This window comes from Streptomyces sp. NPDC002144 (genome assembly GCF_053593695.1).
In genome coordinates, this window is sequence record NZ_JBSFDB010000022.1 from 170227 (window position 1) to 184254 (window position 14028).

Consider the following 14028-nt stretch of genomic DNA (forward strand, 5'->3'; position numbering starts at 1 on the left):
GCCCCGCCGAAGCGGGGCCCTCATCCACGACCGGCTCAGTCCTCGTAGGCGTCCAGCGGCGGGCACGAGCACACCAGGTTGCGGTCGCCGAAGGCCTGGTCGATCCGCCGCACCGGCGGCCAGTACTTGTCGGCGGCGGAGACACCGGCCGGGAAGACGGCCTCCTCGCGCGTGTACGCGTGCTCCCACTCGTCGCCCAGGGCGGCGGCGGTGTGCGGCGCGTTGCGCAGCGGGTTGTCGTCCGCCGGCCACTCGCCCGAGCCGACCTTCTCGATCTCCGCGCGGATGGCGATCATCGCGTCGCAGAACCGGTCCAGCTCGGTCAGGTCCTCGGACTCGGTCGGCTCGATCATCAGCGTGCCGGCCACCGGGAAGGACATGGTCGGGGCGTGGAAGCCGTAGTCGATCAGCCGCTTGGCCACGTCGTCGACGCTCACCCCGGTCGCCTTGGTCAGCGGCCGCAGGTCGATGATGCACTCGTGCGCGACCAGACCGCCGGGCCCGGTGTAGAGCACCGGGTAGTGCGGCTCGAGCCGCTTGGCGATGTAGTTGGCGGACAGCACGGCCACCTGCGTGGCCCGCTTGAGCCCCTCACCGCCCATGAGCCGGACGTACGCCCAGGAGATCGGCAGGATGCCCGCGGAACCCCAGGGCGCGGCCGAGATGGGCCCCACGCCGGTCTCCGGGCCGGCCTCCGGCTGCAGCGGGTGGTTCGGCAGGTACGGCGCCAGGTGCGAGCGCACACCCACCGGGCCGACGCCCGGACCGCCGCCGCCGTGCGGGATGCAGAAGGTCTTGTGCAGGTTCAGGTGCGAGACGTCCCCGCCGAAGTGGCCCGGCTTGGCGAGGCCGACCAGCGCGTTGAGGTTGGCGCCGTCGACGTAGACCTGCCCGCCGGCCTCGTGCACCTGCGCGCAGATGTCGGCGACGTGCTCCTCGAACACGCCGTGCGTCGAGGGATACGTGATCATCAGCACGGCCAGCTCGTCGCGGTACTGCTCGATCTTCGCCCGCAGGTCCTCGACGTCGATCTCGCCGTCCTCGGCGGTCTTCACGACGACGACCTTCATCCCGGCCATCACGGCGCTGGCGGCGTTGGTGCCGTGCGCGGAGGACGGGATCAGGCACACGGTCCGCTGCTCGTCCCCGTTGGCCCGGTGATATCCCCGTACGGCCAGCAGCCCGGCCAGTTCGCCCTGCGACCCGGCGTTCGGCTGCAGCGACACCTTGTCGTACCCGGTGACCTCGGCGAGACGTTCCTCCAGCTCGTGGATGAGCGTGAGGTAGCCCTGCGCCTGCTCGGCGGGGGCGAAGGGGTGCAGCTGACCGAACTCGGGCCAGGTGACCGGCTCCATCTCGGTGGTCGCGTTGAGCTTCATGGTGCAGGAGCCCAGCGGGATCATGCCCCGGTCGAGCGCGTAGTCCCGGTCGGCCAGCCGGCGCAGGTAGCGCAGCATGGCGGTCTCGGAGCGGTGCTGGTGGAAGACGGGGTGGGTGAGGAAGTCGTCCCGGCGCAGCCGGTCCTCGGGCAGGGCCGCCCCGGCGACCGCGTCCAGCGCCTCGACGTCGCCGTCGACCCCGAAGGCCGCCCACACGGCCGCCAGCTGGGCCCGCCCGGTCGTCTCGTCGCAGGCGATCGACAGCTGGTCGGCGTCGACGAGGCGCAGGTTGACGCCGTTGTCCCGGGCGGCCGCCACGACCTCGGCGGCCCGTCCGGGGACCCGCACGGTGAGCGTGTCGAAGTACGCCCCGTGCACCACCTCGACGCCCCCGGCCTTCAGGCCCTCGGCGAGGATCGTGGCGTAGCGGTGCGTGCGCCAGGCGATGCTCCGCAGCCCCTCGGGACCGTGGTACACGGCGTACATGCCGGCCATGACCGCGAGCAGCACCTGCGCGGTGCAGATGTTGCTGGTGGCCTTCTCCCGCCGGATGTGCTGCTCACGGGTCTGCAGGGCCAGCCGGTAGGCCTGGTGCCCGTCCGCGTCCACGGACACGCCCACGAGCCGTCCGGGCAGGCTGCGCGCGAACTTCTCGTGCACGGCCATGTAGCCCGCGTGCGGCCCGCCGAAGCCCATCGGCACACCGAACCGCTGGGTCGTCCCCACCGCGATGTCGGCTCCGAGCTCGCCGGGCGACTTCAGCAGGGTGAGGGCGAGCAGATCGGCGGCGACGGTGACCAGGGCACCCAGCTCGTGCGCCTGGTCGATCACCGCCTTGATGTCGCGTACGGCACCGGAGGCGCCGGGGTACTGGACCAGCACGCCGTTGATCTCCCGCCCGGCGACCTCGGCCGGGATGCCGTCGCTCAGGTCGGCGACCACGACCTCCACGCCCGTCGGCTCGGCGCGGGTCTCGATCACGGCGATGGTCTGCGGCAGCACGTCCGCGTCGACCAGGAACAGGCCCTTCTTGTTCTTCCCCATACGGCGGGACAGGGACATGGCTTCGGCCGCCGCCGTCCCCTCGTCGAGCAGCGAGGCACCGGAGGTGGGCAGTCCGGTGAGGTCGGCGACCATGGTCTGGAAGTTCAGCAGGGCCTCGAGCCGCCCCTGGGAGATCTCGGGCTGGTACGGGGTGTACGCCGTGTACCAGGCGGGGTTCTCCATCACGTTCCGCAGGATCACGGGCGGCGTGAAGGTGCCGTAGTACCCGAGCCCGATCATCGAGCCGAGCACCTGGTTGCGGTCGGCCAGCGAACGCAGCTCGGCCAGCACCTCGGCCTCGGTCCGCGCTCCCGGCAGCTCCAGGGCATCGGCGTTCCTGATGACGTCCGGCACCGCGGCGGTGGTCAGCTCGTCCAGCGAGCCATACCCGATGTGGGCGAGCATCTTCGCCCGGGCTTCCTGGTCGGGCCCGATGTGGCGCTGCTCGAAGGGGATCCCCTTCTCGAGCTCGGAGAGCGGAATGCGATGGGCGGTCATTTGCGGAGGCCTCCTGGTCTGACACGACCTTCGAGGGGCACCACGGCACGGGTACCCGAACGGCCTCCCCCTCTGTCATCTCGACCTGAGAGCTTCACCGGGTCGCCCGAAAGCTCCCGGTTTTCACCGTCGGTGAGGGCGGAAGCCGTGACACCCGCCCTGCTTTCCAGAGTGACCTCGTCCGTGCGGTACGTGAGCCTGAGAGATTCCGGGGAGGATTTGCTCCTTCGGCGCCTCCGGTGTCACCCGGAGGACTCTCCCGCACGGGGTCATCAGCCGTTGACAGAGTACCAGTGCGCTCTACAGCGCGGCTCGAGTGGCCGCGTCGCCCGATGTGCACTTTCGTAGTGCTTACGGATGAGTTGCGACCATGTGGAGGGCCCGTGCAGACCGACATCGATCCGCGCAACCTGATCGGCCGCAAGGCGTTCGACCGCAACGGCACGAAGATCGGCACCATCGACGAGGTCTATCTCGACGACGCCACCGGCGTGCCCGAGTGGGCGGCCATACGTACGGGTCTCTTCTCCCGCGACGCCTTCGTCCCCCTGGAGCCCAGCGAGCTGGTCGAGGGCACCCTCCACGTCCCCTTCGACCGGGCGCTGATCAAGGACGCCCCCGACTTCGGCGTGGGCCGCCACCTCTCCCCCGAGCAGGAACTCCAGCTCTACCACCACTACGGCCTCCACCTGGCCTCACCCCCCTCGCTCCCGGACCGCGACTTCGGCAGACTCGCGGGCCAGGAGGACGCGGACGCCTGACCCCCGCCCCGCCGACACCCACAGCCGGCCCGTCACACGCCGCCCTCGCTCACACGCCTCCCCCGTCCACCGAGACCCCGGGTCTCTCCGCGACCAACGGCAACGGTTCGGCCGCCTCCAGCTCAGGGTCGTCGACCCGGAACGTCCGCACCCTGCCGGGCTCGGACCACGGTGTCTCGAACCGCACGGTCACCCGCCCCAGCCCGCTCCCCTGCACCCACCCGTGCCCGAACTCGGCATGCCGGACGTCATGCCCGGCCGGCCACCGTCGCTCGACCACGGTCACCTGCTCCGCGACGGGCTCCTCCACCCCCTCCTCCCCGGCATGCTCCATCCCCGTCGTCTCCCCGGCGGCCTGCGCGAACAGGTCCTCCTGGGTGTAGTCGGCCAGCCCGCTCACCCCGACTCCCAGCAGCCGCACACCCCCCGTCGTGTCCACGGCGTCCAGCAGCCGGGCCGCGGCCTCCCGCACCACCGCCGGATCGTCCGTGGGCCCCCGCAAGGTCTCGGACCGGGTCAGCGTCGAGAAGTCGTACCGCCGCACCTTCAGCACGATCGTCCGCCCCGACAGCCCGGCGGCCCGCAGTCTCCGCACGCACCGGTCCGCCAGCCGCTGCACCTCCAGCCCCACCCGTATCCGGTCGTGGATGTCCACGTCGTAGGTGTCCTCGACCGACACCGACTTCGCCTCCCGCTCGGCGACCACGGGCCGGTCGTCGTGCGCCAGCGCCATGGCGTACAGCGCGTGCCCGTGCGCCTTGCCGAGCAGCCGTACCAGCTCGTCCTCCCCGGCCTCCGCGATGTCGTCGACCGTGGTGATCCCGGCCCGCCGCAGGTGATCGCCCGTCGCCGGCCCCACCCCGGGCAGCGTCCGCACGGGCATCGGCCCGAGCAGCGCCCGCTCGGTCCCCGGCTCGATCAGCACCAGTCCGTCGGGCTTGGCCTCCTCGGAGGCGATCTTGGCGAGCATCTTGGACGCGGCGAGCCCGACGGACCCGGTGAGCCCCGTGCCGGTCCGTATGTCGGCGCGCAGCTTCTCCCCCACCAGCCTGGCCGACGCCTCGTCCCAGGCCGCCTCACCGGCCTCCAGGTCCACGAACGCCTCGTCCAGGCTCAACGGCTCCACCAGCGGCGACAACTCGTGCAGCAGGCCCATCACCTGCTCGCTGATCGCCCGGTAGAAACCGAACCGCGGCACCAGATACGCGGCGTTCGGCGCCAGCCGCCGCGCCTGGGCCATCGGCATCGCGGACCGCACCCCGAAGACCCGCGCCTCGTACGAGGCCGTGGCCACCACCCCGCGCGGCCCCAGCCCGCCCACCACCACGGCCTTCCCGCGCAGACTCGGCTTGGACGCCTGCTCCGCCGAGGCGTAGAAGGCATCCATGTCGAGATGCAGGATCGTGGGCGCGTTTCTCACATGTCCGATGCTGCCCTACGCCACTGACAATGCCCCCGTACGACGTCGGGCGGCGCTCGCCCGCGCCTCAGACGGCCCGGTTGCGCCGCCGTGCCAGCTCGTCCGCGGGGTTCTGACCGACGAGGGTCTCGCCGGTGTCGATCCGCTCGCCGTGCAGCTGGGACAGCGCGCTCTCGACGTCCCGCCAGACCACCCCGACGGCGATCCCGAAGATCCCCTGGCCGCCCTGGAGGAGGTCGTGGACCTCGTCCGGCGAGGTGCACTCGTAGACCGTGGCGCCGTCGCTCATCAGCGTCATGCGCTCCAGGTCCCGGAAGCCGCGCTCCCGCAGGTGCTGCACGGCCGTGCGGATGTTCTGCAGCGACACGCCGGTGTCCAGGAACCGCTTGACGATCTTCAGGACGACCACGTCCCGGAAGCTGTACAACCGCTGTGTCCCCGACCCGTACGCGGGCCGCACGCTCGGCTCCACGAGCCCGGTGCGCGCCCAGTAGTCGAGTTGCCGGTAGGTGATACCGGCGGCCGCGCAGGCCGTGGGACCGCGGTAGCCGATCTGCTCGGACGTCATGGACGTCGCCCCTCCGCTGCTGGGCACGGCCGTCGGTCGCTGGGGAGCGTGATCGGCCGCGCTGCCGTGATGGGGGTCCCCCCAACCCGAACGAGGTTGAGAGCCTGGGGGCGGGTACGGAAGGCTCACCCCGACCTCACGTCCGGGGGCACCCCCAGCCGCACCGTCGCCGCTGCTTCTCACGCCGACCTCCGTCCTTGACCTGCCTCCTCGAAGGTAGGCAGCCACCAGGGGTGCGTCAACGACCGCCACACTCGGCACGCCGAGTGATAATCACCCTAAGAGTGGTTTCCCGTACCCCACCGCGGGGAAAGGCTAGCCGAATGCGCTCGGGACGAGCCTCAGGACGCTCTCACGCGCCGGTGGCAAATGCCGGCATTTGTGTGGTCACCGGACACAACCGGCCCGTCACGGACCGCTGGTCCGCCGGGCCGGCCGTCCGTCACTGGCTGCTGGTGCCGAAGTCCTCCGGCGAGATCTGGTCGAGGAACTCGCGGAACTTCTCCACCTCGTCCTCCTGCTCGTCCGGGATCGCGATGCCGGCGTCGTCGAGCACTCCGTCGCTGCCGTAGATCGGCGTCCCGGTGCGCAGCGCGAGCGCTATGGCGTCGGACGGGCGGGCGCTCACCTCGACCCCGCTGGCGAAGACCAGCTCCGCGTAGAAGACACCCTCACGCAGGTCCGTGATGCGCACTTCGGTGAGCTCCTGGCCGACGGCCTCCAGCACGTCCTTGAACAGGTCGTGGGTCAGCGGCCTGGCGGGAGCCATGCCCTGCTGGGCGAAGGCGATCGCCGTCGCCTCCCCCGGCCCGATCCAGATGGGGAGGTAACGGTCGCCTCCCACTTCCCGCAGGAGCACGATCGGTTGGTTGGAGGGCATTTCGACCCGGACACCTACGACATCGAGCTCGTTCACACAGCAACCCTAGGCCGTGCCCGGGACGTTTGGGTAGTCGGGCAGGGAACGGGGGGCCGATCCGGCCTTCGCGTCCGCGTCCGCTCAGGGCAGGCGGACGCCGAGCGCGGTCTGCACCAGGGCCGCGTGCAGCCTCACCGTGAGCGCCGCCAGCTCCTTCGTACGGGCCTCCGCGTGCGCCCTGGTCTGGGGGTTGCGGTGCCGCTTCAGCGGGGCCACCACCTGGTCCACGAGGCCCGCCTCACGGTCCGCGGCGGCCTTCATGGCCCGCAGGTGCCGTGGCTCGATCCCGAACCGCCCGAGCTCGATGACGAGCGAGGCCACGGTGACCGCCTCGGCGTCGTACGCCCCGTCCGGCAGCGGAGTGAGCAGCCCGTACGACTCCCACTCCGCCAGCTCCTGCTCGTCGATGCCCGCCGCGGCGAGCAGCTCGGCCCGTCCGATCCGGGCGGCACTGGGGCCCTCCAGGGGCTCCAGGACGGTCTCGCCGTCCCGCTGACGGTTCACGGCGGGCAACGGCAGGGCCTCGCCGCGCTCCATGGCGTCCAGATGCTCGCGGATCACCTTGAGCGGCAGATAGTGGTCCCGCTGCATCCTCAGGACGTGACCGAGACGCTCGACGTCGGCGGCGGTGAACTTGCGGTACCCCGAAGGGGTCCGCTGCGGCTCGACGAGCCCCTCCGACTCCAGGAAGCGGATCTTGGAGATGGTCACCTCGGGGAACTCGTCACGCAGCACGTTCAGCACCGTGCCGATGCTCATCAGCCCACTGTCCGCGGCGGCGGCCCCGTGCCCGGAACCGCCGCTCGGTGATTGCAGCATGGACCTACTCCGGGGAGGGTCAGTAGCCCCGCTGGCTCGCGTAGAACACCAGCCGGTACTTGCCGATCTGCACCTCGTCGCCGTTGTTCAGGGCGACCTGGTCGATCCGCTCGCGGTTGACGTACGTGCCGTTGAGGCTGCCGACGTCGGCCACCGTGAAGGAGCCGTCCCCGCCCCGGCGGAACTCCACGTGACGGCGCGAGACGGTCACGTCGTCCAGGAAGATGTCGCTCTGCGGGTGGCGGCCGGCCGTGGTCAGGTCGCTGTCCAGGAGGAAGCGGCTGCCCGAGTTGGGACCGCGGCGCACGACGAGGAGCGCGGAGCCCATCGGCAGCGCGTCCACGGCCGCCTGGGCCTCGGGCGAGAGGGCGGGCAGCTGGGTCTGCCCGGTGACCTCGGCGTCGTAGGCCTCCAGGCCGGAGATGGAGATCGTGGACGTCGTCTCCGAGGGGCGCTCGGGGGTGGCCCCGGCCCGCAGCGGGGCGCCGCAGTTGGAGCAGAAGCGGCTGTTCTCCGCGTTGCGGTTACCGCACCTCGTACACACCAGGGCCGACATAGGGGAAAACCCTCCACCCGAAGTTGAGGTTGACGGTTGCCCGAAACCTATGCCGCCGGACTGCGCAGGGTCAACAGACGGCGCGCCCTGACCTCCGGAAATGTCACCGCCCGGACCACCTAGCTGGTCCCGGAACAGCGGACGCTGGCCCTCCGCGTCGGGCTGTGCGCGATGGCGGGCGGTGGCATTGTCGCTGCCCTCTCGCGCGCTCTTGCCGAACAACTTCGCAAACAACTTCACGGGCGATTCCCCTTGACCGAAACAGACCCGCCCGTGGGGCAGGACGAACCCTGACTCATTACGCCGGCCGACCCGGACATCCTCACAACGTCCGTATCCACCAGACAGTTTCCACCACGCACCACCCGTTCGGTGCGCCGACCCCCCGCAACCTCATGCCCCTGCCGGACGCCCCCCATGCACCGCCGGTTCACTGGGAGGACGACCGAGCGTAGTCAGGCTGCTTCGCCGCTCGCAAGGCGTCCACGACGATCTTGTTCGACCGCTCGACAGTGACCGTGGCCTGCTCCTTCTCAAGAGTCTGCACCACGCCTCCAGGGATGTTGAGCGCCGGCTCGAGGTCCGCCGGCTTGCCGATGACCTTGAAACGATAGGGCGCGTTGATCTTGTTCCCGTCCACCGTGACGCTCTTGCCCGAATCCGTGAAGTAGGTGCTGGCAACCACGCGCACTCCGTTCACCTGGATCGCCTCCGCCCCCGCCGCGCGCAGCTCCTGGATCGTGTCGAGCAGACTGTCCGACTCGACCGCTCCCTTCGCGTCCTCGATCGTCAGGGTGATACCGGGCCCCTGAGCGGCCACCGTGCCCGCCAGAATGCCCAGTTGCCTCTCCTTCTCGATCGTCTGCTTCCGGGCCTCCTCGGCCTGGTCGGAGCTGTTCTCCAACTCGCCGCGCTGCTTCTCAAGCCCCTGCTTCTCGTCGTCAAGACGCTGCGTACGGTCGTCGAGTTCATCGAGGATGCGTACGAGGTCCTCCTGCCGCGCGCCACGCAGGGCACTGTCGCTGTCGCTGTTGGAGGCCACCTGGATGGCCAGTCCGAAGCCCAGGCCGAACAGCAGCACGGCGACGATCAGTTGGGCCCGGGTGACACGCGGCGGCCACAGACCGTTGACGAGCCGCTGGCGCCCGGTCAGCGCCGGCTCCTTCTCCTCGGGAGCTTCCTCGACGGCCTCGGGCTTCGCCTCAGCAGCCTCGGGTGCCTCCGTCGGCACCTCTTCGGGGAGTTCCTTGCGCAGCCTGTTCTCGGGCTTGTCGTCCTTCTCGCTCATCGGCCTCACGCCCGGAACACGTGCCGGCGGATCGCCGCGGCGTTGGAGAAGATCCGGATGCCGAGGACCACGACGACGCCGGTGGACAGCTGGGCCCCCACGCCCAACTTGTCGCCCAGGAACACGATCAGCGCGGCCACTACCACGTTGGACAGGAACGACACGACGAAGACCTTGTCGTCGAAGATGCCGTCGAGCATGGCCCGCAGACCACCGAAGACGGCGTCGAGCGCCGCGACGACGGCGATCGGCAGATAAGGCTCGACGACCGCCGGAACCTCAGGCCGGACCAACAGTCCGGCCACGACTCCCACGACGAGGCCCAGTACGGCGATCACGATGTGCCCTTCTCAGTTTTCTCGGTGCTCGGCTGTGCTGTACGTACGATCACACTCGGTGCTGCGGGCAGCCGGAGGTCGCCCTCCACGGAGATGCTGGTCCGGATGCCGTAGTTCTCCTGCAGCGCGTGCAGATACAGTCCGTCGACGCTGTCCTGGAACCGGGTGCTCAGCTGCTTGCCGTCCCCCACGGCGAGCACCGTGTACGGCGGAACAAGTGGCCTGTTGTCGACCAGTATGGCGTCACCCGCGGCCCTGATCGCCGACAGCGCCGTCAAGCGCTGTCCGTTGATGGAGATGGCCTCGGCCCCCGACCCCCACAGCCCGTTGACGACACGCTGCATGTCACGGTCACGGACCCGGCCGGTGTCGGAGAAGTCCGAGGTCTCGCGCGGGTCGCCGTTGCCGCCGCTGGTGGCTTCCTTGGCGTCGTTCACGACCAGTTTCACGCCGGGACCGTGGACTGCGACGGCACCCGACAGCAGGCCCACGAGTTCCGACTGGTCGCCCGCCCCGCTCTTCTTCAGCGCCTCACGCTGCCGCTCGCTCACGTCGTCGCGCAACTTGTCGACGGAACCCTCCAGCTTGTCCGCGCTCGCCGTCTCACGGTCGATGCGGTCGATCAGCTCCTGGCGCTCCTTGGCCACGACGGGCGCCGCCACGCGCGCCTGTGCCGCGCCGACGGTGACGACGAGAGCCGCGAGGACCAGCCCGGCCGCCAGGCCTAGCTTCGCACTGAGTGTCCTGGGCAGCCCGCCGGCGCCCTCCGCCTTCTTGCGGGCGGCCGCCTCGGCGTAGCCGTCGTCGAGGCTGTGGTCCATGACGTTGGTGAGCAGGAACATGGACGCGTCCGGCCGCGAAGGGCGCGTGGGTGTGCTCCGAATGGGGGGCTGCTGCGGCATGCCGCACATCGTCGCACGTCGCGACCACTACCTCCGAATGGCCCCACCGGCGTGCCGGACAGGCCCCCTTGGGGACACTTGTCCGGCACGCGCGTGTGCTGCGGCTTTTCCTCAGCGCCCGGCGCTGTCCACGACCGCCGACCACTCGTCCAGCAGGGCCTGCGCGGAGGCGTCGTCCGGGCCCTCCGCCCACAGATGGGTGACCGCCTCGGCCGGGTCGGGCAGCACCATCACCCAGCGCCCGTCGGTCTCCACCACCCGCACGCCGTCGGTGGTGTCCACGAAGCGATCTCCCGCCTCTTCGACCACCCGCCGCATCACTAGCCCCTTGACGGCCCACGGCGTCGCCAGATCACGCTTCAGGACGTGCGCACGCGGAATCCGCGCATCGATCTGGCTGAGCGTGAGCTGCGTCCGTGCCACCAGCCCGATCAGCCGTACGAAGGCGGCCGTACCGTCGAAGACGCTGCTGAACTCCGGGACGATGAACCCGCCCTTGCCGTCACCGCCGAAGATGGTCGTCTCGTCACGTCCGACCCGCGTGAGATCGTCGGGCGAGGTCGTCGTCCACTCCACCTGCGTCCCGTGGTACGCCGCGACCTGCTCGGCGATCCGAGTGGTCGTCACCGGCAGCGCCACACGGCCGCTGCGCCGCTCGGCGGCCACCAGGTCGAGCATCACGAGCAGTGCCCGGTCGTCCTCGACGATCCGCCCCTTTTCGTCTACGAGCGAGAGCCGCTCACCGACCGGGTCGAAGCGCACCCCGAAAGCCGCCCGCGAGGACGCCACGATCTCACCGAGCCGCACCAGCCCCGAGCGCCGCACTTCGGCCGACTCGGTGGGCCGCGACTCGTCGAGTCCGGGATTGATGGTCAGCGAGTCCACGCCGAGCTTCCCGAGCAGGCTGGGGAGGACCAGCCCCGCACTTCCGTTCGACGCGTCGACGACGACCTTCAGCCCGGACTCGGCGATCCCGGTGGTGTCGACATTGCGCAGCAACGAACCCGTGTACGAGTCGAAGACGCTCGCCGGGAAATGCAGGTCCCCGATCTCACCGGGGAAGGCGCGCCGGTACTCCTGCCGCGCGAAGACCCGGTCCAGCTTGCGCTGACTGCCCTGCGAGAGATCCGCGCCCTGTCCGTCGAAGAACATGATGTCCACGGAGTCCGGCACACCGGGCGTGGTCCGGATCATGATCCCGCCGGAACTGCCTCGCGCGGTCTGCTGCCGGGCCACGGGCAGCGGTACGTTCTCCAGGTCCCGCACCTCGATCGCGCTGGCCTGCAGAGCCGAGATCACCGCACGCTTGAGGGCACGGGCGCCTCGGGAGTGGTCGCGGGCCGTGGTGACGGTGGAGCCCTTCTTGAGGGTCGTCGCATACGCGCCGGCGAGGCGGACGGCGAGCTCGGGCGTGATCTCCACGTTCAGGATGCCGGAGACGCCCCGGGCACCGAACAGATGCGCCTGGCCGCGGGACTCCCAGATCACCGAGGTGTTGACGAAGGCACCGGCCTCGATGGTCTTGAACGGATAGACCCGCACATTGCCCTGAACGATCGATTCTTCACCGATCAGGCACTCGTCACCGATGACCGCGCCGTCCTCGATCCGGGCGGCGCGCATGATGTCGGTGTTCTTTCCGACGACACAGCCACGCAGATTGCTGTGCTGCCCCACGTACACGTTGTCGTGCACGACGGCCTTGTGCAGGAAAGCGCCGCTCTTCACCACGACGTTCGAACCCACGACGGTGTGCTCACGGATTTCGGCGTTCGCCTCGACCTTGGCGTAGTCCCCGATGTAGAGGGGACCGCGCAGCACGGCGTCCGGATGCACTTCGGCACCCTCCGCCACCCAGACGCCCGGCGAGAGCTCGAAACCGTCGATCTCGACGTCGACCTTGCCCTCCAGGACGTCGGCCTGCGCCTTCACATAGCTCTCGTGCGTGCCGACGTCCTCCCAGTAGCCCTCGGCGACATAGCCGTAGACCGGCTTGCCTTCCTTCATCAACTGCGGGAAGACGTCACCGGACCAGTCGACGGGAACGTCGGCCTCGACATAGTCGAAGACCTCGGGCTCCATGACGTAGATGCCCGTGTTCACGGTGTCGGAGAAGACCTGCCCCCAAGTGGGCTTCTCCAGGAAGCGCTCGACCTTGCCTTCCTCGTCAACGATGGTGATACCGAATTCCAGGGGATTCGGCACACGCGTCAGACACACGGTGACGAGCGCACCCTTTTCCTTGTGGAAATTGATGAGCTCCGTGAGGTCGAAGTCGGTCAGCGCATCGCCGGAGATGACGAGGAATGCATCGTCCTTCAACGCCTCCTCGGCGTTCTTGACGCTTCCGGCGGTACCGAGTGGCTTCTCCTCGTTGGCATAGGAAAGCTCCATACCGAGCTCTTCGCCGTCACCGAAGTAGTTCTTGACCAAGGAGGCCAGGAACTGGACAGTTACGACGGTCTCGTTCAGCCCATGCCTTTTGAGCAGCCGCAGCACATGCTCCATGATCGGGCGGTTCGCCACGGGCAGGAGCGGCTTGGGCATGCTCGAGGTCATGGGGCGAAGGCGTGTGCCCTCGCCTCCGGCCATCACGACGGCCTTCATGTCGGAAGCGTCCTCCTCAAACAGATGACGGTCTAGCCGACTTCACCCGTCCAGATTCTCCCGCACATTTACACCGGGGGCCATCGAGCCACTGCGGTGGCGGGAATCGGTGAGTTCAATCGGCCATGGCGTCCGCACGGACCAGGCGGCGGACTTGTACCACGTAGAGCACTCCTGCCCACCAGTAGAGGGTTGTACCCCATCCAGCGAACGCCCATCCGAAAATAGCAGCGAGTGACGAGATCCATCCACTTCCGTCACTGAGCAGCAGCAGCGGGAAGGCGTACATGAGGTTGAAGGTGGCGGCCTTGCCCAGGAAGTTCACCTGCGGCGGCGGATACCCGTGTCGCCTGAGGATGCCCACCATCACCAGCAGGACCAGCTCTCGCGCAAGAAGTACAGTGGTCAACCAGATCGGCAGAATCTCGCGCCAGGTAAGACCCACCAACGTCGAGAGAATGTAGAGCCGGTCGGCCGCGGGGTCGAGGAGCCGGCCGAGGCTGCTGATCTGGTTCCAGCGCCGCGCCAGCTTGCCGTCCAGGTAGTCGCTGATGCCGCTCAGGGCCAGCACCAGCAGCGCCCACCCGTCACTCTTGGGCCCCCCGAACTCAGGCCGCAGAATCAGCCACAGGAAGATCGGCACGCCGACGAGGCGCGCCATGCTGAGGATGTTGGGGATGGTGAGGACCCGGTCCGTCTGGACACGGGTCTCCTGGACCTCCACCCGGGGGCCTCCTGTGGGAAACGAACCGACGATGCCCCCTGACCTTACCTCAACGCAAAAAAGCTCTGGCTCCTGGGCTTGTGTGCCCAAGAGCCAGAGCTCTAAAAGAAGTTCGGCGGCGTCCTACTCTCCCACAGGGTCCCCCCTGCAGTACCATCGGCGCTGTAAGGCTTAGCTTCCGGGTTCGGAATGTAACCGGGCGTTT

12 protein-coding genes, 1 rRNA gene and 1 riboswitch are annotated in these 14028 nt (G+C 69.2%); of the genes, 1 reads left to right on the plus strand and 12 read right to left on the minus strand.

Going from position 1 to position 14028, the window contains the following annotated elements:
• Window positions 1–35: 35 nt before the first annotated feature.
• The gene (gene gcvP, locus ACWCQ1_RS30150) at window positions 36–2921 is read right to left on the minus strand and encodes an aminomethyl-transferring glycine dehydrogenase (RefSeq protein WP_358604403.1); all 2886 of its coding nucleotides are present in this window, start codon (window positions 2919–2921) and stop codon (window positions 36–38) included.
• Window positions 2922–3097: 176 nt separating this feature from the next.
• Window positions 3098–3193, minus strand: a riboswitch (glycine riboswitch).
• A gap of 111 nt (window positions 3194–3304) precedes the next feature.
• Between gcvP and ACWCQ1_RS30155 the strand changes: the two genes are divergently transcribed.
• A complete protein-coding gene (locus ACWCQ1_RS30155) occupies window positions 3305–3682 on the plus strand; it encodes a PRC-barrel domain-containing protein (protein WP_207929935.1) in 378 nt (125 codons plus the stop codon).
• A gap of 49 nt (window positions 3683–3731) precedes the next feature.
• Here ACWCQ1_RS30155 and ACWCQ1_RS30160 read toward each other — a convergent pair whose 3' ends face one another.
• The 11 genes from ACWCQ1_RS30160 to rrf form a co-directional block, all read right to left on the minus strand.
• Window positions 3732–5102, minus strand: coding sequence for a DNA polymerase IV (locus ACWCQ1_RS30160; RefSeq protein WP_358604400.1), 1371 nt, complete (start codon window positions 5100–5102; stop codon window positions 3732–3734).
• A gap of 67 nt (window positions 5103–5169) precedes the next feature.
• Window positions 5170–5853, minus strand: a complete 684-nt coding sequence (locus ACWCQ1_RS30165) for a MerR family transcriptional regulator (RefSeq protein WP_207929934.1) — start codon at window positions 5851–5853, stop codon at window positions 5170–5172.
• A 259-nt stretch (window positions 5854–6112) separates the two neighbouring features.
• Window positions 6113–6586, minus strand: coding sequence for a bifunctional nuclease family protein (locus ACWCQ1_RS30170; RefSeq protein WP_004002801.1), 474 nt, complete (start codon window positions 6584–6586; stop codon window positions 6113–6115).
• An 84-nt stretch (window positions 6587–6670) separates the two neighbouring features.
• Window positions 6671–7408, minus strand: coding sequence for a transcriptional regulator FtsR (gene ftsR / locus ACWCQ1_RS30175; RefSeq protein ID WP_451027804.1), 738 nt, complete (start codon window positions 7406–7408; stop codon window positions 6671–6673).
• Window positions 7409–7427: 19 nt separating this feature from the next.
• A complete protein-coding gene (locus tag ACWCQ1_RS30180) occupies window positions 7428–8312 on the minus strand; it encodes an FHA domain-containing protein (protein ID WP_133047471.1) in 885 nt (294 codons plus the stop codon).
• An 82-nt stretch (window positions 8313–8394) separates the two neighbouring features.
• Window positions 8395–9252 (minus strand): DUF881 domain-containing protein, encoded by an 858-nt coding sequence (locus ACWCQ1_RS30185; RefSeq protein ID WP_358604394.1) that lies wholly within the window; start codon window positions 9250–9252, stop codon window positions 8395–8397.
• A gap of 5 nt (window positions 9253–9257) precedes the next feature.
• Window positions 9258–9590 (minus strand): small basic family protein, encoded by a 333-nt coding sequence (locus tag ACWCQ1_RS30190; RefSeq protein WP_003988855.1) that lies wholly within the window; start codon window positions 9588–9590, stop codon window positions 9258–9260.
• The gene (locus ACWCQ1_RS30195) at window positions 9587–10492 is read right to left on the minus strand and encodes a DUF881 domain-containing protein (protein ID WP_358604385.1); all 906 of its coding nucleotides are present in this window, start codon (window positions 10490–10492) and stop codon (window positions 9587–9589) included. The genes ACWCQ1_RS30190 and ACWCQ1_RS30195 overlap by 4 nt, the downstream gene beginning before the upstream one ends.
• A gap of 111 nt (window positions 10493–10603) precedes the next feature.
• Complete coding sequence (locus tag ACWCQ1_RS30200; RefSeq protein ID WP_133047468.1) at window positions 10604–13099, minus strand: sugar phosphate nucleotidyltransferase; 2496 nt, start codon at window positions 13097–13099, stop codon at window positions 10604–10606.
• A 115-nt stretch (window positions 13100–13214) separates the two neighbouring features.
• Window positions 13215–13823: a CDP-alcohol phosphatidyltransferase family protein gene (locus ACWCQ1_RS30205; RefSeq protein ID WP_451027805.1), complete on the minus strand. Its 609-nt coding sequence runs from the start codon at window positions 13821–13823 to the stop codon at window positions 13215–13217.
• Window positions 13824–13933: 110 nt separating this feature from the next.
• Window positions 13934–14028: ribosomal RNA gene (gene rrf / locus ACWCQ1_RS30210) — 5S ribosomal RNA — on the minus strand; the annotation flags it as partial.

Excerpts from the sequence above, each read along its gene's own strand:
- ACWCQ1_RS30200 (WP_133047468.1), bottom strand. The coding sequence starts at position 13,099 with ATGAAGGCCGTCGTGATGGCCGGAGGCGAGGGCACACGCCTTCGCCCC.
- ACWCQ1_RS30195 (WP_358604385.1), bottom strand. The coding sequence starts at position 10,492 with ATGCCGCAGCAGCCCCCCATTCGGAGCACACCCACGCGCCCTTCGCGG.
- gcvP (WP_358604403.1), bottom strand. The coding sequence starts at position 2,921 with ATGACCGCCCATCGCATTCCGCTCTCCGAGCTCGAGAAGGGGATCCCC.
- ftsR (WP_451027804.1), bottom strand. The coding sequence starts at position 7,408 with ATGCTGCAATCACCGAGCGGCGGTTCCGGGCACGGGGCCGCCGCCGCG.
- ACWCQ1_RS30185 (WP_358604394.1), bottom strand. The coding sequence starts at position 9,252 with ATGAGCGAGAAGGACGACAAGCCCGAGAACAGGCTGCGCAAGGAACTC.